The sequence below is a fragment of the Rodentibacter genomosp. 1 genome (assembly GCF_001999285.1).
Lineage (GTDB): Bacteria > Pseudomonadota > Gammaproteobacteria > Enterobacterales > Pasteurellaceae > Rodentibacter.
Genome location: NZ_MLHN01000003.1, coordinates 197,940 through 217,478, shown reverse-complemented (window position 1 = coordinate 217,478; position 19,539 = coordinate 197,940). Strand labels below are relative to the sequence as shown.

Annotated in this window: 18 protein-coding genes and 1 pseudogene; 10 read left to right on the top strand and 9 right to left on the bottom strand. The window is 39.9% G+C overall.

Annotated elements, in window-relative coordinates:
• The first annotated feature begins 232 nt into the window (after nucleotides 1-232).
• From ulaG to BKK54_RS02425, 5 genes are all read left to right on the top strand, one after another.
• Nucleotides 233-1,324: an L-ascorbate 6-phosphate lactonase gene (gene ulaG / locus BKK54_RS02445; protein WP_077541174.1), complete on the top strand. Its 1,092-nt coding sequence runs from the start codon at nucleotides 233-235 to the stop codon at nucleotides 1,322-1,324.
• A gap of 80 nt (nucleotides 1,325-1,404) precedes the next feature.
• Nucleotides 1,405-2,151 carry an HTH-type transcriptional regulator UlaR gene (gene ulaR, locus BKK54_RS02440; protein WP_077541172.1) on the top strand — a complete coding sequence of 249 codons (747 nt, stop codon included), beginning with the start codon at nucleotides 1,405-1,407 and terminating at the stop codon, nucleotides 2,149-2,151.
• Nucleotides 2,152-2,245: 94 nt separating this feature from the next.
• Nucleotides 2,246-3,106 (top strand): L-ribulose-5-phosphate 3-epimerase, encoded by an 861-nt coding sequence (locus BKK54_RS02435; RefSeq protein ID WP_077541170.1) that lies wholly within the window; start codon nucleotides 2,246-2,248, stop codon nucleotides 3,104-3,106.
• Nucleotides 3,100-3,792, top strand: coding sequence for an L-ribulose-5-phosphate 4-epimerase (gene araD, locus BKK54_RS02430; protein ID WP_077541168.1), 693 nt, complete (start codon nucleotides 3,100-3,102; stop codon nucleotides 3,790-3,792). Before BKK54_RS02435 ends, araD begins: the two co-directional genes overlap by 7 nt.
• 56 nt (nucleotides 3,793-3,848) lie before the next feature.
• Nucleotides 3,849-4,667 (top strand): pyridoxal phosphatase, encoded by an 819-nt coding sequence (locus BKK54_RS02425; protein WP_077541166.1) that lies wholly within the window; start codon nucleotides 3,849-3,851, stop codon nucleotides 4,665-4,667.
• Nucleotides 4,668-4,969: 302 nt separating this feature from the next.
• On the opposite strand, the gene torA is transcribed toward BKK54_RS02425, so the two are convergent.
• From torA to potA, 6 genes are all read right to left on the bottom strand, one after another.
• Nucleotides 4,970-7,450: a trimethylamine-N-oxide reductase TorA gene (gene torA, locus BKK54_RS02420; protein ID WP_077541164.1), complete on the bottom strand. Its 2,481-nt coding sequence runs from the start codon at nucleotides 7,448-7,450 to the stop codon at nucleotides 4,970-4,972.
• A 29-nt stretch (nucleotides 7,451-7,479) separates the two neighbouring features.
• The gene (locus tag BKK54_RS02415) at nucleotides 7,480-8,577 is read right to left on the bottom strand and encodes a NapC/NirT family cytochrome c (protein ID WP_077541162.1); all 1,098 of its coding nucleotides are present in this window, start codon (nucleotides 8,575-8,577) and stop codon (nucleotides 7,480-7,482) included.
• 241 nt (nucleotides 8,578-8,818) lie between these two features.
• On the bottom strand, nucleotides 8,819-9,901 hold the full coding sequence (locus BKK54_RS02410; RefSeq protein WP_077541160.1) for an extracellular solute-binding protein: 1,083 nt from the start codon (nucleotides 9,899-9,901) through the stop codon (nucleotides 8,819-8,821).
• Nucleotides 9,902-10,034: 133 nt separating this feature from the next.
• Complete coding sequence (potC, locus tag BKK54_RS02405) at nucleotides 10,035-10,805, bottom strand: spermidine/putrescine ABC transporter permease PotC (RefSeq protein WP_077541159.1); 771 nt, start codon at nucleotides 10,803-10,805, stop codon at nucleotides 10,035-10,037.
• Complete coding sequence (gene potB, locus BKK54_RS02400) at nucleotides 10,805-11,665, bottom strand: spermidine/putrescine ABC transporter permease PotB (RefSeq protein WP_077541158.1); 861 nt, start codon at nucleotides 11,663-11,665, stop codon at nucleotides 10,805-10,807. The genes potC and potB overlap by 1 nt, the downstream gene beginning before the upstream one ends.
• Nucleotides 11,649-12,767, bottom strand: coding sequence for a spermidine/putrescine ABC transporter ATP-binding protein PotA (gene potA, locus BKK54_RS02395; RefSeq protein ID WP_077541157.1), 1,119 nt, complete (start codon nucleotides 12,765-12,767; stop codon nucleotides 11,649-11,651). The genes potB and potA overlap by 17 nt, the downstream gene beginning before the upstream one ends.
• Nucleotides 12,768-13,068: 301 nt before the next feature.
• Between potA and pepT the strand changes: the two genes are divergently transcribed.
• Together pepT and nfsA are read left to right on the top strand one after the other, a co-directional pair.
• The gene (pepT, locus tag BKK54_RS02390; protein WP_077541156.1) at nucleotides 13,069-14,307 is read left to right on the top strand and encodes a peptidase T; all 1,239 of its coding nucleotides are present in this window, start codon (nucleotides 13,069-13,071) and stop codon (nucleotides 14,305-14,307) included.
• 370 nt (nucleotides 14,308-14,677) lie between these two features.
• Nucleotides 14,678-15,394, top strand: a complete 717-nt coding sequence (gene nfsA / locus BKK54_RS02385) for an oxygen-insensitive NADPH nitroreductase (protein WP_077541155.1) — start codon at nucleotides 14,678-14,680, stop codon at nucleotides 15,392-15,394.
• Between the two features lie 194 nt (nucleotides 15,395-15,588).
• On the opposite strand, the gene BKK54_RS12135 is transcribed toward nfsA, so the two are convergent.
• On the bottom strand, nucleotides 15,589-15,771 hold the full coding sequence (locus BKK54_RS12135; protein WP_077541154.1) for a LysR substrate-binding domain-containing protein: 183 nt from the start codon (nucleotides 15,769-15,771) through the stop codon (nucleotides 15,589-15,591).
• Nucleotides 15,762-16,460 (bottom strand): LysR family transcriptional regulator, encoded by a 699-nt coding sequence (locus tag BKK54_RS02375; RefSeq protein WP_077541153.1) that lies wholly within the window; start codon nucleotides 16,458-16,460, stop codon nucleotides 15,762-15,764. Before BKK54_RS02375 ends, BKK54_RS12135 begins: the two co-directional genes overlap by 10 nt.
• Nucleotides 16,461-16,579: 119 nt before the next feature.
• Between BKK54_RS02375 and BKK54_RS12250 the strand changes: the two are divergent.
• Nucleotides 16,580-17,710 (top strand): annotated as a pseudogene (locus BKK54_RS12250) (NADH-dependent flavin oxidoreductase).
• Nucleotides 17,711-17,838: 128 nt separating this feature from the next.
• On the opposite strand, the gene BKK54_RS02365 reads toward BKK54_RS12250, so the two are convergent.
• Entirely contained in the window at nucleotides 17,839-18,174 is a 336-nt protein-coding gene (locus BKK54_RS02365; RefSeq protein ID WP_077541152.1) for a DMT family transporter, read from the bottom strand.
• Between the two features lie 161 nt (nucleotides 18,175-18,335).
• Here BKK54_RS02365 and BKK54_RS02360 point away from each other — a divergent pair, with 161 nt between their 5' ends.
• Nucleotides 18,336-19,082 carry an alpha/beta hydrolase gene (locus BKK54_RS02360; protein WP_167366611.1) on the top strand — a complete coding sequence of 249 codons (747 nt, stop codon included), beginning with the start codon at nucleotides 18,336-18,338 and terminating at the stop codon, nucleotides 19,080-19,082.
• 98 nt (nucleotides 19,083-19,180) lie between these two features.
• A complete protein-coding gene (locus BKK54_RS02355; RefSeq protein WP_167366610.1) occupies nucleotides 19,181-19,525 on the top strand; it encodes a hypothetical protein in 345 nt (114 codons plus the stop codon).
• Nucleotides 19,526-19,539 lie beyond the last annotated feature (14 nt).

Below are 19,539 nucleotides of genomic sequence, written 5' to 3'. Positions count from 1 at the left end.
ATATCACATTTTATTTTTTATAGTGTGTATGAGTGTCATAGATTTTATTCACTTTCTCTAAATCGCTAGTAATGTTTGACTGAGCAGGTATTTAATGTTTGTCTAGTCGATTTTATGGAATAAGTGGAGATAAATTGAGATCTTGGTCACAAATTTTATAAAAAGTATTTTACAAAGAAAAATGATTTGATATGATTAGTTTTGACTATTTTATTAACCAAAGGAGTTAAATATGAGCAAAATTCAAGAAATTACTCGTGAAAGTTGGATTCTTTCTACTTTTCCTGAGTGGGGAACTTGGTTGAATGAAGAGATTGAGCAGGAAGTTGTACCGGAAGGCAACTTCGCTATGTGGTGGTTGGGCTGTGTAGGGGTTTGGATTAAGACTCCGGGCGGGGCAAATCTTTGTATGGATCTATGGTGTGGCCGTGGTAAAAATACGAAGAAAGTAAAAGATATGGTACGTGGTCACCAAATGGCGAATATGGCAGGTGTGCGTAAATTACAACCTAACTTACGTGCAGCACCGATGGTGTTAGATCCATTTGCAATTAATGAAGTGGATTTCATTCTTGCTTCTCACTACCATAGTGATCATATTGATGTCAATGTGGCGGCAGCAATTGTCAATAATCCAAAGCTTGATCATGTGAAATTTGTCGGTCCTTGGCATTGTGCTGAATTATGGAAAAAATGGGGTGTACCTGAAGAGCGTATTATTGTTGTCAAACCGGGTGATGTAGTGAAACTAAAAGATGTCGAAATTCACGCTCTTGATTCTTTTGACCGCACTTGTTTAGTCACCTTACCGGTTGAAGGTGCAGAAGAGCAAGGGGGGGAACTGGCAGGTCTTTGCCCATCAGATGAAGAAATGGGACGCAAGGCAGTAAACTATGTGTTTAAAACACCGGGTGGTAATATTTACCATGGTGCGGATTCCCACTTCTCAATTCAATTTGCTAAACATGGTAAAGAATTTGATATTGATGTTGCACTCAATAACTATGGTGAAAATCCGGTTGGTATTGCCGATAAGATGACCTCTATTGATCTATTACGTATGGCGGAAAGTTTACGTTGTAAAGTGATTATCCCTGTTCATCACGATATTTGGACGAACTTTATGGCGAGTACTGACGAAATTATCCAGTTATGGAAAATGCGCAAAGAGCGCTTGCAATATAAATTCCATCCATTTATTTGGGAAGTCGGTGGTAAGTATGTTTACCCACGTGATAAGGATTTAATTGAATATCATCACCCTCGTGGTTTCGATGATTGCTTTGAACACGAACCTAATATTCAATTTAAATCAATGTTATAACAAAAAAAGCCACCTTTTTACTTGAAGGTGGCTCATTTTTTGTTCATTATTCGCATCAAAGATATAGCTAGGAAAATATAATGAACGAAAATTACCGTCATAGACGACTTTTACAATTGCTACTTGATAAAAAGGCGCTTTCTACAACAGAAATTGTTGAACAACTTAATGTCTCACCTGCAACGGCAAGACGAGATATCAATAAATTAGCGCAGCAAGGGCGATTAAAGAAGGTACGTAATGGTGCAGAATCAATACAGTCTTCATCAATAGATTATCAAGATAATTTGGCAATCAATAATATTGATGAGAAACAACGCATTGCTCAGGCAGCAAGCCGGTTATGCCAAGAAGGGGATTCAATAATCTTAACCTGTGGTTCGACAATGAAAATGTTGGGTGATCATCTGTGTGGAAGAAGGTTGCAAATCATCACAAATTTTATTCCTCTTGCAAATAAATTAATTGAAAACAATCACGAAGATCTTGTGATTATGGGGGGGCAATATAATCGTAATAAAGCCATTACCCTTTCTCTTAACCAAAATGAAAGTCCTTATGCAGCCAATATTATGTTTACCAGTGGAAAAGGTTTTACAGCAGAAGGATTGTATAAAACTGATATGATTATTGCTAATTCAGAGCAACGTTTATCTGCCAAAGCGGGTAAATATGTGGTGTTACTGGATAGTACAAAATTAGGACAGCAAGTGGGTATGCTGTTCACTAAATTGCAAGATATTGATTTATTAATTACCGATAAAAATGCGAAACCTGAGTTTATTCAATCATTACGAGATAAAGGCTTAGCTGTAATGCTTGTTTAAATGGCTCAATACAAAGATTGGCAAATAAAAGAGATTCACTGTGTTCATATATCGAACATATTACTTATACCTCAACCTCTGACAGGAGTATTCCGTGAGAAAACATAAACTCGGCATTTATGAAAAAGCCCTACCTAAAAACATTAGTTGGCAAGATCGTTTGTCCATTGCAAAGGCTTGCGGTTTTGATTTTGTAGAAATATCCATTGATGAAACAGATGAACGTTTGGCTCGTTTAGACTGGAGTAAAAAAGAGCGGTTAAAATTAGTGAAAGCGATTGTTAATACCGGTGTAACCATTCCTTCAATGTGTTTATCCGGCCATCGCCGTTTTCCATTCGGTAGCCGTGATGAAGCGACCCGTCAAAAAGCCTACGAAATTATGGAAAAGGCAATTCAATTTGCCGTCGATACAGGGATTCGTACGATTCAATTAGCGGGTTACGATGTTTATTATGAAGAACAGGATGAAGGCACTATCGAACGTTTTCAGCAGGGGCTAGAGTGGGCGGTAGAACTTGCTGCGAGTAACCAAGTGACGCTTGCCGTAGAAATTATGGATACAAAATTTATGAGTTCCATTTCTCGCTGGAAAAAGTGGGATGAGATCATTAAATCGCCTTGGTTTACCGTCTATCCTGATCTAGGTAATCTTTCTGCATGGAATGATAATGTCGCTGAAGAATTAAAACTGGGTATAGATAAAATTTCTGCCATTCATTTAAAAGATACTTATAAGGTTACTGAAACCTGTGCAGGGCAATTTAGAGATGTGCCGTTTGGAGAGGGTTGTGTTGATTTTGTGGCTTGCTTTAAAACCCTTGCCGAATTGAATTATCGAGGGGCATTTTTAATTGAAATGTGGACGGAAAAAGCGGATGAACCGATTGCGGAAATTATCAATGCCCGCCGTTGGATTGAGCAAAAAATGAAAGAAGGAGGTTTCCAATGTTAAAAGAATTAAGAGAACGAGTACTAAAAGCGAATCTTGAGCTACCAAAATATAAATTAGTGACTTTCACTTGGGGAAATGTGAGTGAAATTGATCGTGAAAGCGGTTTGGTTGCGATTAAACCTTCAGGGGTAGAGTATGATTTGATGACTGTCGATGACATTGTGATTGTCGATCTCAATGGTAATCGGGTTTGGGGGGATAAAAAACCTTCTTCAGATACGCCGACCCATTTAGAGCTTTATCGTCAATTTGCGGATATTGGGGGGGTGGTACATACTCATTCCCGTCATGCAACGGCTTGGGCACAAGCCGGTGAGGATATTCTTGCTTTAGGTACAACGCAAGGTGATTATTTCTATGGATCTGTCCCTTGTACGCGCAAAATGACACCGGAGGAAATTGCTGGTGAGTATGAGTTGGAAACCGGTAAAGTGATTGTTGAAACTTTCCGCAAACGTCATATTGAACCTAAATCCGTACCGGGTGTATTAGTTCATTCTCATGGTCCTTTCACTTGGGGAAAAGACGGATTCGATGCAGTGCATAATTCTGTCGTATTGGAAGAAGTGGCGTATATGAATTTTGTCAGTCATCAAATTCGTCCAAATATTGGATCAATGCAACAAGAATTACTTGATAAGCACTATCTCCGTAAACACGGAAAAAATGCCTATTACGGACAATAATATTTGTTGAGAATAAGGCGGTGTTTAACCGCCTTTTTAATCTAAGAGGGGTAAAAATGAATTACAAAGTCGTTGCCTTTGATCTTGACGGCACATTATTAAATTCTGAGGGGCGTATTCTGCCAGAAAATAAAGAGGCAATTCAATCCGCCATAAATAAAGGGATTAAAGTGTTATTGGTAACAGGAAGACATCATACTGCCGTCAAGCCTTATTATCATGAATTAGATTTAGATACACCGATTATCTGTTGTAACGGCACCTATGTTTATGATGTCGCGACAGATTCCACGCCTTTTGCCAATCCGCTTTCTAAACAGCAAGCACAATTAATTTATGATGTTGCGGAAAAACATCATTGTCACCTACTGATGTATTCCCGAGATTCAATGAATTATGCACAACTTAATCCGCATATGGAAAAATTTGTGAAATGGGTAGAAACTTGCCCGGCAGATGTACGCCCTGATGTACGTAAGGTGGACAGTATTCAAGAGGTGATCGATCATCATAATCCAATTTGGAAATGCGTCATTAGCGCAGAAAATAAAGCGATTATGAATAATGTCGTGAATGAGCTGCCGATTTCACAATTTAGTTGTGAATGGTCGTGGGTGGATCGTGTTGATATTGCCAACGCCGGTAATACGAAAGGCGGAAGATTACTTGCATTATTAAAAGAGTGGGGCATTGATCCACAAGAAGTGATCGCATTCGGCGATAATCATAATGACATCAGTATGTTAAGTGTGGTGGGGTTAGGTGTCGCAATGGGTAATGCGGAAGAAGAGGTGAAATCACAGGCTAAACAGGTCACGACATCAAATAATGAGAGCGGTATCGCACAAGTGTTAAGGGATACTTTATCACTCTAATTTGTGGTTTCAATGCCTGGATATAAAAGATATTATTCTTTCCTAAGAAAAAAGTGCGGTCAAAATTGACCGCACTTTGAGTAGATATCGGTATTATGTAGCAAATGCACTAACAGTACGTAGGATACACTGCGCGTGTCCGTTATAAAATAAAATCATTTCAACAGGTTAAAATTCGGATATACACGGACTGTGCTCCTACGAATAAAATCAAAATCCTGTTTAGCGTTTGCTAGGTAATACTAGATTTTAACCGCACTTTGATTCACGCGCTTAAAAGTGCGGTTAATTCTTCAGTGGTTTTATGTTGAGTGCTTAGGTTGTTTAAACACCGTGACTTCAGGCACGATACCCGTATATTTTTCTACTTGCACAATACAAGTATTCGGCGAGTTGCCTTGTGCTAATTTAGATGTACCCTCATCACGGGTTAGCACGTTCGGGCTACCATTTTTACATAGTGGTTTTTCACTTTCTCCGAGATCGAGTGGATCATACCATGCACCTTCATGTAATCCGACTGTCCCTTTAATAATTCCTTCGGTCACAACCGCCCCTGCTAATACCTGACCTCGTACATTATGGATACGAACAATATCCCCATTTACAATACCGCGAGCTTTGGCATCTTCAGGGTGAATCAAAGCAGGTTCACGATCATTCACCGCATATTTTTGGCGTAATGAGGTATGAGCCAATTGGCTATGTAAACGATAGTAAGCATGGGGTGTGACTAAGGCGAGTGGATAATCCTCTGTCGTGTTACCCGCAAATTCTTCCGGCTCCATCCAAGTCGGGTGACCTTTGCAATCGTCATAATTCATCTTGGCTACAACATCAGAATAAATTTCAATTTTGCCTGATGGTGTGCCAAGAGGATTGAGCAACGGATCTTCGCGGAATTCTGCATAGCGTACCCATTTTTTCGCGGCTTCATTGGCCTCAAATATAAAAGGTTTATTTTCTTCCCAGAATCGCTCAAAACGAGGCATCGCAACACGATTGTGACGTGCGGCAGTGAAAGCGGTTTCATAGAAATCTTCCAACCATTCCATTTCCGTTTTGCCTTCTGTAAATTCCTCTTCTTTACCTGCACGTTTAGCAAGTTCGGCAAAAATATCGAAATCGTTTTTCGCTTCAAATTGTGGTGGCACGACTTGTTTCATTGGATACACCGCAAACATAGAATAGTCCCCACCCATGGTTAAATCATTACGTTCGTAACTCGTTGTTGCCGGTAAGACAATATCTGCCATACGGGCCGTTGGTGTCCAGTTGACTTCATTGACAATAACGGTTTCCGGTTTTTGGAAAGCTTTGACTAATAAATTCGTGTTTTGGTGCTGAGTAAATGGATTACCCCCTGCCCAATAGACCACTTTAATCTCAGGATAAGTGATTTTTGTTCCATTGTAATCAATGGTTTTTCCCGGATTGAGTAAGGCATCGGCAATACGTGCCACTGGGAAAGAAAATTTTGCTGCGTCATCTAACCATGTTTTTTCACTGCTTCCCGCAGATGGGGTTGCACTGATTGAACCAATCGTGCCCCCTGTTGCGGTTGGTACGCCACCATTTGCATAGTGATAGCTAAAACCAAAGCCACCGCCCGGTAAGCCTATTTGTCCCAGCATTGAGGCAAGGGTCACCAACATCCAATGAGATTGCTCACCGTGGCGTTGACGTTGAATTCCCCATCCGCCCATCAACATTGTGCGTTTGGTAGCAAAATCATTGGCTAATTGTTTAATGATTTCCACCGGTACACCACAGATCTTACTCGCCCATTCTGCGGTTTTAGGTTGTCCATCTGTTTTACCAAGCAGATAATCTTCAAATTTACTGTAACCTGTTGTGTATTTTTTTAAGAAGGCTTTATCGTGTTTGTTTTCACTGACTAAGGTATGGGCGACCCCTAGCATGAATGGCACATCCGTTGCAGTATTCACAGGAATCCATTCCGCGCCAAGCATTTGGCAGGTTTCATTTTTTATCGGATCGATACAGATAATTTGTTTACCTGTGGCTTGGAATTTTTTGAAATATTCAATGCCTTTCTGATCTGAAGACATCCAAGCAATGCGTAACGTGGTGAGTGGATTCGCTCCCCAAAGCACAATAATATCACTGCTTTCAAGTAGGACTTCCCAACTGGTTTGCTGTTCATAGACTTCAATGGTGCCAAGTACGTGAGGCATAATCACTTGCGCAGCGCCCGTAGAATAGTCCCCCTTATAGCCGACAAAGCCACCTGTTACATTCATATAACGTTGTAGCAATGTACGGGAGGCGTGAAGGGAACCACTACTAAACCAACCATAAGAACCTGCATAAATCGCACTTGCGCCATATTGTTCACGCACTTTATGGAGTTGATTATGCACAAGATCGAGCGCTTGCTCCCAAGACACTCGTACCCATTCATCTCGTCCACGCATTGTGGTATCACTGTTCCCTGGGTTTTCTAAATAGCCTTTACGTACCATTGGGTATTTCACGCGGGTTTCACTATAAAGTTGATCGGTAACGACAGTTTGTAGTTCATTAGGGATAGCCGGCTCGATTGCTGCCCCGGATTTTACTGCTTTACCATCTTGCACGACTACGCCAATCGGCCCCCAGTGTGCAGCGGTCACCACTGTTTTTAATTCAGGCTCTGACGCAACCGCACTTTTAGACAACACTGCCCCCATCATACCACCGGAAAGTGAGGCACCTGCTACGCCAAGAGATGTATTTTTTAAGAAATCACGGCGTTGTTGATTGACATTATTCTTTTTCATTTCAACCTCGTTTTCATATGAGAAGTGAATTATTTTGTAGCCATATCTTTGGCGTTACGTTGTAAATAAATGGTTAAAGCACGCACTTCATCTTTATTCATAGAAGTCCGATCTTTCATGGAGTTTACCACGCCAATCCACTGGTTCGCCGTATAGTGATCGGCACTAATCGCAGCGTGGCAACTACTGCAATGTGCTTGGTTTAACTGACCACCGTATTGATTAAGTGCGGTCAAATCTGAGGACATTTTTTCTTTTGGCACAGAAACGATAAGACTCACTTCTTTCCAATCTGAATCTGTGACTTCATTATGTTTGGTTTGCAACACTTTCATACCTTTGCGTGCCTCTTCATCTACTAATGCCACGGTAATGCGTTTGCCAAGATCTTGATAAACCACAGAATCCGCACCAACTTGTTGCCAGCCGTGTAAAGTACCCTGTAATTGCTCGCCTTTTGCTTGCCAGTTCGTTATTTCCGCATAAGGCATGAGTCGGATATCGCCGCCTTGTTCACCTTGTGCCGTTGTCATCTCAGCTGCATAAATAGACGAATCTTGAGTGATATTTCCACCTAAAGAGGTCGCTGATTGTTTGCTTTCATCACCGAGAGATTCAGGTAAGAAATGCACGATACCTTTGTGACAATCAATACAGGTCTGTCCATTAGCTTTCGCATTGAGATGGGTTTCTTTCGCTAATTTTGTTTGTGCGGAAAATTCCATGGCATCAAAACGGTGACAACTACGACAAGTTTCGGAATCTGTCTCTTTCATCTCATTCCATACACGTTGTGCCATTTCTGCTCGGTGTGCTTCATATTGCTGTTTAGAGTCTAGTTTGCCTTGTATTTCATACCACACATCTTTTAATGCGATAAATTTCGCTTTCACATAGTGCCAGCCTTCCTTTGGAATATGGCAATCAGAACATTCTGCACGAATGCCCTTTGCATTAGTAAAATGAGTTGAACCTTCCCATTCTTGTTGTGGAGGGTCCATGGAATGGCAGCTCACACAGAATTCTGTTGAGCTGGTTTTATACATAATAGCTTGGCTTCCCCATAAAGCTAATGCACCTATGCCGATGAGACAAAGTGCGGTCATAATTTTGATTGTTTTTGGCATGAATGTACTCCAACGTAGTAAAAAATAGAGAAATAATAACTCTTAATGATTAGTGGGATTTTAAAGCTATTAATTTAGGCGATGATGATTTAAGTCAAAAAATGGGAAGGTAAGGTAAATTTTGTCGTGTTTTTATATCAAATCTTTATATAGAGATTTTTATAATGATTAATATAAAAAAGTGCGGTCAAAAGATCTTACATTTTTGACCGCACTTTAAAGGTGTTTAAACTCAGCGAGATTATTTCGCCGCTTTTAATTCTTGGTAGTATTGTTCGTAGTATTGAATTGCATCACCTACATCATCTTGCCAGTGGCTGTTTTTTAATATTTCAGCGGTAGGGTAGATTGCCGGATCTTCAGTGATTTCTTTTGGCAATACTTTTTTCGCTTCAACGTTAGCGGTTGGATAGCCAATTGCTAGTGTTAATTTCTCAGCTGCTTTTGCACTTAACATATAATTGATAAGTTTATGTGCGCCATCCGGATTTTTTGACGTTGCAGGAATCGCTAAAGTATCAACCCAGAGTACCGGACCTTCTTTTGGAAATACCATATCTAAAGGTGCTTGTTCTTTTTTCGCAATGCGTACAGAGCCGTTCCATAATTGACCGACTTCTACTTCACCTGAGATAAAAGAATTAGCAGGGTTATCTGAATTGAAAGAAAGTACGTTTGGACGTAATTTTAATAATTCTTCATAGGCTTGTTTGATGATAGCAGGATCTTGAGTGTTTGGATCTTGACCGATTTTTAATAAAGCAATATTAAAGACTTCACGTGCATCATCTAATAATTGTACTTTGTTGGCGAATTCAGGCTTCCATAAATCGCCCCAAGAGGTGAAATCTGAGCCTTTGTAGGCATTGGTATTAAATGCAATACCCGGTGCGCCCAGTAATTGAGGAAGGGAATATTTATTTCCTTTGTCATAAGGTTTGTCGAGCCAATCAGGGTCTAATTCTTTAATGACAGGCAATTTGCTATGATCAAGTTCTTTTAACATACCTTCACGTGCCATTTTAGACACGAAGTAATTTGATGGTGCAATCACATCATAGCCACCGGCTGTGCCTTGGGTTTTGAGTTTTGCATACATGGTTTCATTTGATTCAAGACTTGAAACGATAACTTTAATACCGGTTTCTTTCGTGAAGTCATCTAAAAGACCATCCGGTACGTATTCAGTCCAAGTATATAAGTACACAGTATCATTAGCAGTAGCCGGTGTATTTGCATTCTCAGACTTGTTTTCTTTGTCATTACAAGCTGTTAGGGTTGCAGCCACTAAACCGGCAGTAATTAAACCTGCAAATTTTTTCATTTTTGTTTGTTCTCCGTAAAAGAGGGGTAAAAAAACCACCTACAGGAATTGTAGGTATAAAAAAACGCCTTGATTGTGCGTCAAGGCGTATTCTATTTGATATTAAAGGGTTTGTGAAACCTTTTGTTTGTGATTAGTGGTTATTTTTACGTGTGATTAATTGGCTTAAAATCACTAATGCCAATGAAAGCACGATCATAATGGTTGCTAATGCATTAACTTCCGGCGTCACGCCTGTTTTCACCAGTGAGAAGATTCGTAATGGGAGAATCTCGTAGCTGACACCACTCACAAATGAGGAGACGACAACATCGTCTAGGGATATGGTGAAACTTAATAACCAACCGGATATCACCGCTGGTAAAGCAAGCGGAAGAATGATTTTACGAAGAATGGTTACTTCACTTGCCCCTAAGTCTTTTGCCGCTTCTAACATTCTGGCGTCAAATCCGTTTAAACGGGAGAAAATAGTGACGGTAACGTAAGGTAAACAGAAGGTCACATGTGCTAATAGTAATGACCAGAAACCTAATGAGATCCCCACAACCATAAACAATGCTAATAATGAAACAGCCATAACAATATCCGGCGACATCATCACGATAAATAGCATTCCACTCACCGCCTGCTTACCACGGAAACGATAGCGATATAATGCAATTGCGGTTAATCCGCCGACAATCGTTGCTAGGGTTGCTGCAAAGAATGCGATGGTCACGGAATGAATTGCCGCCTGAATTAGGGTATCGTTATTAAATAGACGCTCGTACCAGTTCCAACTGAATCCTTTCCAATTTAAACCATAGCGGTCTGCATTGAAGGAGTTGGTTACTAAGATAATAATTGGGATATACAAATAAGCGTATACCACAAACATAAACACATTACGTAGTAAACGGCTCATTATTCTAACTCCACTTTTTTATTCAATAGTTTATTTGCACGATAATAAACGAAAATTAGCAATGCCATTAAGATTGTCAATCCAATGCTAATTGCAGAACCAAACGGCCAGTTACGGGAAATTAAGAATTCACTCTTAATGACGTTACCCACTAACAGGACTTTTGCCCCCCCCAATAAATCTGCCACATAGAACATTCCCATTGCTGGCAGTAACACTAAGAGACAACCGGCAATAATACCAGGCATGGTTAATGGCAAAATAACACGAAAGAAACGTTGGAAAGTATTTGCACCTAAGTCTCTTGCGGCTTCTAATAAGCGACCATCTAATTTTTCAATCGCTGAATAGAGTGGCAAAATCATAAATGGTAATAACAAATACACTAATCCGATGATCACCGCAATTTCCGTATTCAAAATGCGAATGGGTTCACTTAAAATCCCCATATCCATTAACATCGTATTCAAGACACCTTTTACGCCAAGGAATATTTTCATTCCATAGATACGAATGAGTGAATTTGTCCAAAACGGTAGAACCACAAGGAATAACAAGAGCGGTCGATATTTCGGGTTAATTTTACTGATCATAAAAGCAAATGGATAACCGATTATCAAGCAAATAACCGTGGCAATACACGACATAGACAAAGAGTTCCATACAACTTGCGCATAAAGCGGATTAAACAAGTTTGTATAGTTTTCAATGGTCATCGGGAATGCGTAGAAGTTGCTACCATCTCGAGTTAAAAAGCTAACGGCTAAAACCAACAGATTTGGAATTAGCACAAAGAAAATAAGCCAACTGAAGATAATTGCAACAGTAATTTTTTGAAATTTATTATTGATTATCTTCATCGTTGAGTACAACCTCCCAACCTTCGTGCCATGTAATACCAACACGTTGTCCAACACTGTGATCCATGTGCGGATCATCTTCATTGAAGAATTCACTCACAAGCACACGCATACCGTTATGGTCGAATTCTACGGTAGATTCTAATGTCATCCCCTTGTAAGTGCGGTCAATAATATGGCCGATAATTGCCTTAGATTGTTCGTTTTCATCAAGTTCTTCAATTACAATATCTTCAGGACGAAGGAGAACTTGAAGTTTTTGAGCTTTTTCTACCGGCATATCGGTATAAATATCACAGACACGGCCTTCTACATTTGCCAGTACCACATTTTCGGATTTACGTTCAATGACAGTTGCATTAAAGACGTTAATTTCACCAATAAAACGTGCCACAAATAGGTTTGCCGGTTCTTCATAAATCTCGCGTGGAGAACCATCTTGTGCAATTTTTCCTTTACGTAACAACACAATGCGATCAGACATGGTGATGGCTTCTTCTTGATCGTGGGTCACGAAAATAAAGGTGATACCTAATTGGCGTTGCAAGACCTTAAGTTCGTATTGCATTTGTTTACGCAGTTTGTAGTCCAATGCGGATAAGGATTCATCAAGCAATAAGACTTTAGGTTTATTTACCACAGCACGAGCGATCGCAATGCGTTGCTGTTGACCACCTGACAATTGGGTCGGCTTACGATCAGCCATTTCTTCCAATTGCACCATACGCAAAGCTTCCAGCACACGAGGTTTAATTTCTGCCTCGGGTACTTTTTGCATACGCAAACCAAAAGCCACGTTCTCAAAAATAGTCATATGCGGAAACAGGGCATAACTTTGGAACACAGTATTAATGTGGCGCTTTTCAGCCGGCACATCGGTAATGTCTTCACCATCCAAAATAATATGACCCGAGTCTAATTCTTCTAAACCTGCTAACAAACGTAATACTGTTGTTTTTCCGCAGCCGGAAGGCCCGAGAATAGTGACAAATTCACCGTTATTAATGGTTAAGTTAAAGTCGTTAATAATGGTGTTAGAACCGTAGGATTTTTTGATTGAACGAAGCTCAATAATAGGCTTGTTTTGAACCTGATTTTCCACTAGCTTTGGTTTTCTCCCTAATTTCACCAAATAAGTTGGTACTGAGTAGAAACAAAACCTGCAAGAATGCAGGGGCGACATAAAAAATAAGTGCCTATGATATAGTGAATTCTCAATAATGCAAAGGACTTAATGCTTAGGGATACAAAAAAATTTCGAGCAATAAAAACAATCAAAAAATTAACCGCACTTTTTCTTTCTAGCGGGTTTTCAGTTACTTATTGAATGTTTGTTATATATCAAGAATCTATTGTTAAATTTAAGTTAAACTGGTCGCAACAAGTTATAAAGGATTACAAAGATGGAAACAAATCATTATAAAAATAATTTATTAAACCGCTTTTTATGCTACGTTTCTTTTGATACACAGTCAAAGCACAACGCTAAATGTTCTCCAAGTTCTATCGGGCAAGTGAAACTTGCAAAGCATTTAGAGAAAGAGTTAATAAATCTTGGGTTGCAAAATGTAGAGGTCAGTAAACATGCGGTGGTTACTGCTTATCTTCCTTCAAATAGAGAGGAGCTTTCACATACCATCGGTTTTATTGCTCATTTGGATACGTCGCCGGAATGTAGTGGGAAGAATGTGAAACCGGAAATCATTGAAAATTATCGGGGAGGAGATATTGCTTTAGGTATCGGTGAAGAATTTATCAGCCCTGCTTATTATCCGTTTATGCACCAACTTATTGGTAAAACCTTAATCGTGACGGATGGCAATACATTACTCGGAGCAGATAATAAAGCGGGAATCGCCGAGATTATGACCGCGCTTGAAATCATTCAAAAAGAAAAATATCCGCATTGTAATTTAAGAATAGCCTTTACCCCGGATGAAGAAATTGGTTTGGGAATGCAGTATTTTCCTTTAGAAGATTTCCCCTGTGACTGGGCTTATACCATTGATGGTGGGGAAGTCGGAGAATTAGAGTACGAAAATTTCAATGCGGCCACGGCAAAAATTTATTTTTCCGGAAGAAGTATCCACACAGGTTATGCGAAAGATAAAATGGTTAATGCACTCTCGCTTGCTTGTGATTTTCATCAGGGTTTTCCAAAAGATGAGGTACCGGAAAAAACAGATGGCAAAGAAGGATTCTTCCATTTAGATCATTTTGTGGGTGACATTGAGAAAGCAGAACTAAATTATTTAATTCGTGATTTTGATTTGCAATCTTTTGAGCAACGTAAACAATTTATTCAGGATTGGACGGCAAAATTTAATGCTGAAAGAAAGTTAAAACAACCTGTTGAATGTGTGATTCACGACAGTTATCAAAATATGTATGAGGTTGTTCAAAAGGCGCCACAATCAATTTCTATTGCTGAAAAAGCCATGGATTTATGTAGCATAAAGGTGATCCATAAACCGATTCGTGGTGGAACAGATGGCGCATTTTTAGCTGAAAAAGGTTTGCCTTGCCCGAATATTTTTACTGGCGGATACAATTTTCATAGTAAACATGAATTGATCTCTTTGGAGGGAATGGAAAAAGCAGTAGAAGTCATTACTGAAATTGTGAAATTCAAGAAAATGTAAATTTTCCCTTGCTTTTGTAAAGAAGTGTAAATATAATTGCCAACGTTTTATCGAGATTCCTTTTGATAAAGCTAAACTTTAGAGATTTTATTCATAAATTCCTTTTGATATCCCCCTGAGTAATCAGGGGTTTTTTTATATTTCTTTTTAATTCCCAAAAAGTGACCGCGCTTTATTTGCTTACCGTTATTGATACATTAATGCAACAATTGGTATCTCAATTTTGGCGTGTTTTTAGTGCGGTTATTTTCCACAAAGATTTTACGCATAAAAACGGAGGTTCATTCCCTCCGTTTTTTACGCATTGAGCCATGGCGACAATCATTTTATACTATTACCCATTGATTTTTCTCCCTAATAAGGATAACTCATGAATCCAATGTTACAGCAACTTAAAAATCACCGTTCTATTCGACAATTTACCGGTCAACCCATCAGTGCTGAACTTCGTCACGAGATTTTGAATGCGGCGAAAATGGCATCGACTTCACAGCATATTCAAGCGACACATATTATTCGTATCACCGATCCTACTCTTCGCAAAAAACTTCGTGAGATTTGTTCCGATCAAACTTATGTAGAAAGTGCGGCGGAATTTTGGGTATTTTGTGCCGATTTTTCTAAACACGCCAAAATCGTTCCAAATGCAGAATTTGACTGGACGGAGTGGTTATTAGTTGGCGCGATTGATACGGGGATTTTTGCTCAAAACGTGCTCACTGCCGCGGAGGCAAGCGGTTTAGGTGGCGTGTTTATCGGTTCATTACGTAATGATATTGAACAGGTCGATAAATTGCTCAAACTTCCGCAATATGTTGTGCCGTTGGTGGGAATGTGTTTGGGCTATCCGGCACAAGATCCGATGTTACGCCCTCGTTTTCCTGTGGAAATGCTTTGTTCTGAAAATGAATATCACCCATTAGATCCAGTGAAACTCGCTGAATTTGATGCGGAAATTTCCGCTTATTATCAAGCCCGCTCGCAAAAAGATCTCACTTGGTCAGATTATATGAAAGCCGTTTTTTCCGAACAAAAACGCCCTCAGATTTTGGACTACCTACAATCTAAAGGCTTTTTGAAACGGTAAGAAATGCCATTATTTAATGAGAAATGAGTGGGCTGATTTAGGGAGCTTCTGTGTTTGAAGCGCTCACTCACGATACAGATATAAGATGTCCTTTATCTGTATTTATGCTGTTTCCGCCTTATTCAATAATATTGAAAAGTTTTATAAAACCAACCGCACTTTTCTAGTAATTCAATCGATTTTCAAATGATATTCTAAGGCTGGCTTAATGCTTCCACCACTGCTTTTACTTTTGGCTGTAAGTGTAGCTTTTTCTGCCAAAGGATATGAATGGGTTCTGGATTAGGTTCGTAATTAGTTAGAATAGGAATAAGCGAACCTTGTTCAATATAAGGTTGTACTAGCCAATCTGGTAGTTGTACCAGCCCTAAGCCCATAAGGGCAGCTTGCAGTCGGCGTCGCCGTCATTCATAATATGTTGTATGTTCACTGGAAAACGGGTCGGCTCGCCTCTTTCGTTATTTAGTAACCAATCAGGTTGTATGCTACCGATACAAATATGTTGGATCAGTTCTGAGGGGGCTTGTGGTGTACCCTGAAGGTTGAGATAAATAGGAGAGGCACAAATGCGGTTTTGATTTTGTCCGATTTGGCGGGCGATGATGTCGTTTAAATTGTCTAATTCGCCAAAGCGAACGCTGACATCAATTTGCTCGGCAATTAAATCTATTTTGCGTTCTTCAAAGCTGAGGTTGAGGCGTAGTTTAGGGTGTTTTTGTGCCAGTTTGAGTAGTTTTGGCAGCAGATGAATGCGTCCGTAAATATTAGGCAAATCGATCCTCACTTCACCAATTGGTTCTATCTGTTCGTTGCAAAGTAGGCTTTGTACTTGTTCTATTTCATCTCTGATACGTTGGAAACTTGCTAACCAAACTTCCCCCTCTCGGGTCAATACGAGTTTACGTGTGGAACGATGGAAAAGTTGTATGCCAAGCCGTTGCTCTAGCCTTGTTATGCTTTTGCCCACCGCCGATCCTGTCATTGCTAATTTTTCGCCTGCGGCACTAAAACTGCCTGTTTCTACAGTGGTTAAGAATTCTTCAATACCTGCAAATTTATCCTGCATTTTATTTCCTTGATTGTGGAATTATTTTCCGTAATGAATGGAATTATACCTACTTAATCCATTTTTTAAATGGAATATACTCTGCCACATCCAAAAACAACGAGAAAAAGGGAAAGAATATGAATCCAAAATATGCTCCTTTATTTGAACCTTATACCTTAAACAATGGCGTAGAAATTAAAAATAGCCTTACCGTTGCCCCTTTGACCATTTATGACTCAGGCAAAGACGGCGAGATGACAGAGGCGGGGCGCCGTTTTTGGCAAGATCGCTTTAAAGGTTTTGGTTTATACATTATGCCGTTTACCAATGTTCACCCGAGCGGAATTGGTTTTGAAAGCCCCAATGCCTTTGATGAACGCCATTTGCCAAGCTTACGTGAATATGCGCAAATCGCTCATGCTCAAGGGGCGAAAGCGGTGGTGCAACGGTTTGCGTGCCGACCCTTTAATGACGCAAGGGGCGGAACTGGTGGCGGCAACAGGCGATTATTACGGCAATTTTCGCACAATGACCGAGCAGGAAGTATGGGATATGGTGCAAAGTTATGCCTATGCCGCGGAATTGGTGTTGCGAGCCGGCTTTGACGGCGTGGAAATTCACGGCGCGAATGGTTGGCAAATTCAGCAATTTTTATCGTCGGCGACAAATTTGCGTCATGATTACTGGGGAGGTAGTTTGGAAAAAAGAATGCGTTTTCCCCTTGCCATTGTGGACGCTATTGATGAAATACGCCGTAAACATGACCGCCCTGATTTCATCATTGGCTATCGTTTCTCTCCGGAAGAACCGGGTGAACAAGGCATTACTATGAAAGAAACGCTGGCACTGGTGGACGCTTTGTTGGAGAAACCGCTGCAATATTTGCATATTTCCCTATGGGATTTCTATAAAAAAGTCCGCCGTGGGGCAGATATCAATCTGACTCGAATGCAAGTCGTGCATGACCGCATTAACGGACGCTTGCCGTTTTTGGGGCGGGCAATCTTTATACTGCCGATGATATGCTCAATGCTTATCAAACCGGCTGGGTGGAAAGCGTCTCTATCGGTAAAAGTATTATGCTTAACCCAAATTTGGTGGAACTGATTGAAAACGGACGTGAAGCGGAAATTCAAACTACCTTTGACTGGGACAACGCCGATTTCTATCGCTACACCCCGGCTATGTTAAACGGCACAAGAATGGGGCACGATTTCTATCCACCGTCCAAGCAAACCGGGGTGAGATATAAATCGGATCATTTTTAACGGCTAAAACATCTCAAAAAATGACCGCACTTTACTTTGTTTACAGGGTTTATACTAATTCAGTTTTGTTTTGGTCATAACAATGGTCGTTTACGGTGTAAGCGACCATTTATTAAATCATTGTCGGATTAATGCCCCGACATTTGAGACATAGTATTGAGTAATACGACACCAAGCAAAATTAACCCGATACTGATTATCCCGATTAAATCCGTTTTTTGTCCGAAAAAGATAATACTGACTGCGGATGTTAGCACTAACCCTGAGCCTGCCCATACGGCATAAGCTGTGCCAAGAGGCATTGTTTTAAGGGTAATTGAAAGAAAATAAAACGAAATAATAAAGCCGACAACAACCCCCACTGTCGGCAAGGGCTTGGAAAAACCATCGCTTAGTTTCAGCATAGATGAAGCGAATACTTCACTTATAATCGCACAGGCTAAAAAGAGCCAATGTAATTGCATAAATTTACCTCCGAAAATAAAAGAGGTGGCAATTTTATCAATAACTTAGAAACTAAAACAGTCTTGTTTTTTAAGATTTTTTGTGCGCAATTTTGAGAGAAATATCATCTATCACACGAGGGTGTTTGGCATTCAAAAAATGATAAAGGCAAGGAATTTATATGCAAAAATTTAATATTTCAACGCATACCGGATCTGTGTTACATGGTGTGTTATTTACTGCTAATCGCTCATCGGATACCGCAGTGATTGCCATTACCGGTATTCATGGCAATTTTTATTCTAATCCTTTTTATTACAATATTGGCGAAACTTTTGCCAATCAAGGCATTGACTTTATTTACGCACAAACTCGCAATGCCTTTAGTCAATTTAATGATGTGAATACGCAAACAGGGTTACCTGAAATTTTAGGATCGTTTAACGAGGATTTTGTTAAAAGTATTGACGATGTGCGAGCCTACATTGATTTTGCAGAAAGTCGTGGCTATCGGCATATTATCCTTGCCGGACATTCTTTAGGGGCAAATAAAGTGATTTATTATTTAAGTCAAACCCAAGATCCACGAGTGGCAAAATTTATTTTATTAAGTCCGGCTAATGTAACCCACTTAACCAACAGTGTGAATGAAACTGAGCGTGCTTTTATCCGCCAAATGGTGGAACAAGGCAAAGGTGAACAAATGCTGCCTTTTGAGCTATTTGGTTGGCTGCCTGCCACCGCTAATACTGCTTATCAGTGGCTATATTCACCTCTGTTGAATAATGTTCACGTAGAGGAGAGTGGTGATTATCGTCAAATTCGACAAATTCCGCATACTGGGGCATTGCTCATCGGTACGCTTGATCGTTTTACTTATGGCGATCCCCGAGGTTTCTTGCAGACAATTAATCATCATTTTCCCTAAGGGGATAAAAATCAACTGCTTTTTATTGAGCAAACCGGGCATACCTATCAGAAAAAAGAGCAGGAAGTTGCAGATAAACTCTTAGATCTTGTTCAAAAATGGCGTCAATTATGGCATTTATCAGCGTAAAAACGACCGCACTGATGACTGCGGAATCAGAGACCGCATTAAAAAAACAAATCGGGCAGGCAATGTCTTTAATTGGACAAAGTGAAGCCTATTTGATGTTAATTCTTGAGGGTAATCAAAGCCTGTATTTACGTGGTGAAAAAAAACCGGCAGCCTTGATTAATGCTAATATTTTCGGCAATCCTCAACATTTTGGCTATACCGACTTTGCCCAACGGCTAACCCAAATCATGAACGACATTCTGAATATTCCACCACAAAATAGTTACATTCAATTTAACAATATAAAAGTTGGGCGGTCGCAGGAAATTTAATTGAATAAGGATAA

What these genes read in the sequence shown, in the direction of transcription:
- ulaG (WP_077541174.1), top strand. Translation starts at nt 233, where the DNA reads ATGAGCAAAATTCAAGAAATTACTCGTGAAAGTTGGATTCTTTCTACT.
- ulaR (WP_077541172.1), top strand. Translation starts at nt 1,405, where the DNA reads ATGAACGAAAATTACCGTCATAGACGACTTTTACAATTGCTACTTGAT.
- araD (WP_077541168.1), top strand. Translation starts at nt 3,100, where the DNA reads ATGTTAAAAGAATTAAGAGAACGAGTACTAAAAGCGAATCTTGAGCTA.
- BKK54_RS02425 (WP_077541166.1), top strand. Translation starts at nt 3,849, where the DNA reads ATGAATTACAAAGTCGTTGCCTTTGATCTTGACGGCACATTATTAAAT.
- torA (WP_077541164.1), bottom strand. Translation starts at nt 7,450, where the DNA reads ATGAAAAAGAATAATGTCAATCAACAACGCCGTGATTTCTTAAAAAAT.
- BKK54_RS02415 (WP_077541162.1), bottom strand. Translation starts at nt 8,577, where the DNA reads ATGCCAAAAACAATCAAAATTATGACCGCACTTTGTCTCATCGGCATA.
- BKK54_RS02410 (WP_077541160.1), bottom strand. Translation starts at nt 9,901, where the DNA reads ATGAAAAAATTTGCAGGTTTAATTACTGCCGGTTTAGTGGCTGCAACC.
- potC (WP_077541159.1), bottom strand. Translation starts at nt 10,805, where the DNA reads ATGAGCCGTTTACTACGTAATGTGTTTATGTTTGTGGTATACGCTTAT.
- potB (WP_077541158.1), bottom strand. Translation starts at nt 11,665, where the DNA reads ATGAAGATAATCAATAATAAATTTCAAAAAATTACTGTTGCAATTATC.
- pepT (WP_077541156.1), top strand. Translation starts at nt 13,069, where the DNA reads ATGGAAACAAATCATTATAAAAATAATTTATTAAACCGCTTTTTATGC.
- nfsA (WP_077541155.1), top strand. Translation starts at nt 14,678, where the DNA reads ATGAATCCAATGTTACAGCAACTTAAAAATCACCGTTCTATTCGACAA.
- BKK54_RS12135 (WP_077541154.1), bottom strand. Translation starts at nt 15,771, where the DNA reads ATGGGCTTAGGGCTGGTACAACTACCAGATTGGCTAGTACAACCTTAT.
- BKK54_RS02375 (WP_077541153.1), bottom strand. Translation starts at nt 16,460, where the DNA reads ATGCAGGATAAATTTGCAGGTATTGAAGAATTCTTAACCACTGTAGAA.
- BKK54_RS02365 (WP_077541152.1), bottom strand. Translation starts at nt 18,174, where the DNA reads ATGCAATTACATTGGCTCTTTTTAGCCTGTGCGATTATAAGTGAAGTA.
- BKK54_RS02360 (WP_167366611.1), top strand. Translation starts at nt 18,336, where the DNA reads ATGCAAAAATTTAATATTTCAACGCATACCGGATCTGTGTTACATGGT.
- BKK54_RS02355 (WP_167366610.1), top strand. Translation starts at nt 19,181, where the DNA reads ATGGCGTCAATTATGGCATTTATCAGCGTAAAAACGACCGCACTGATG.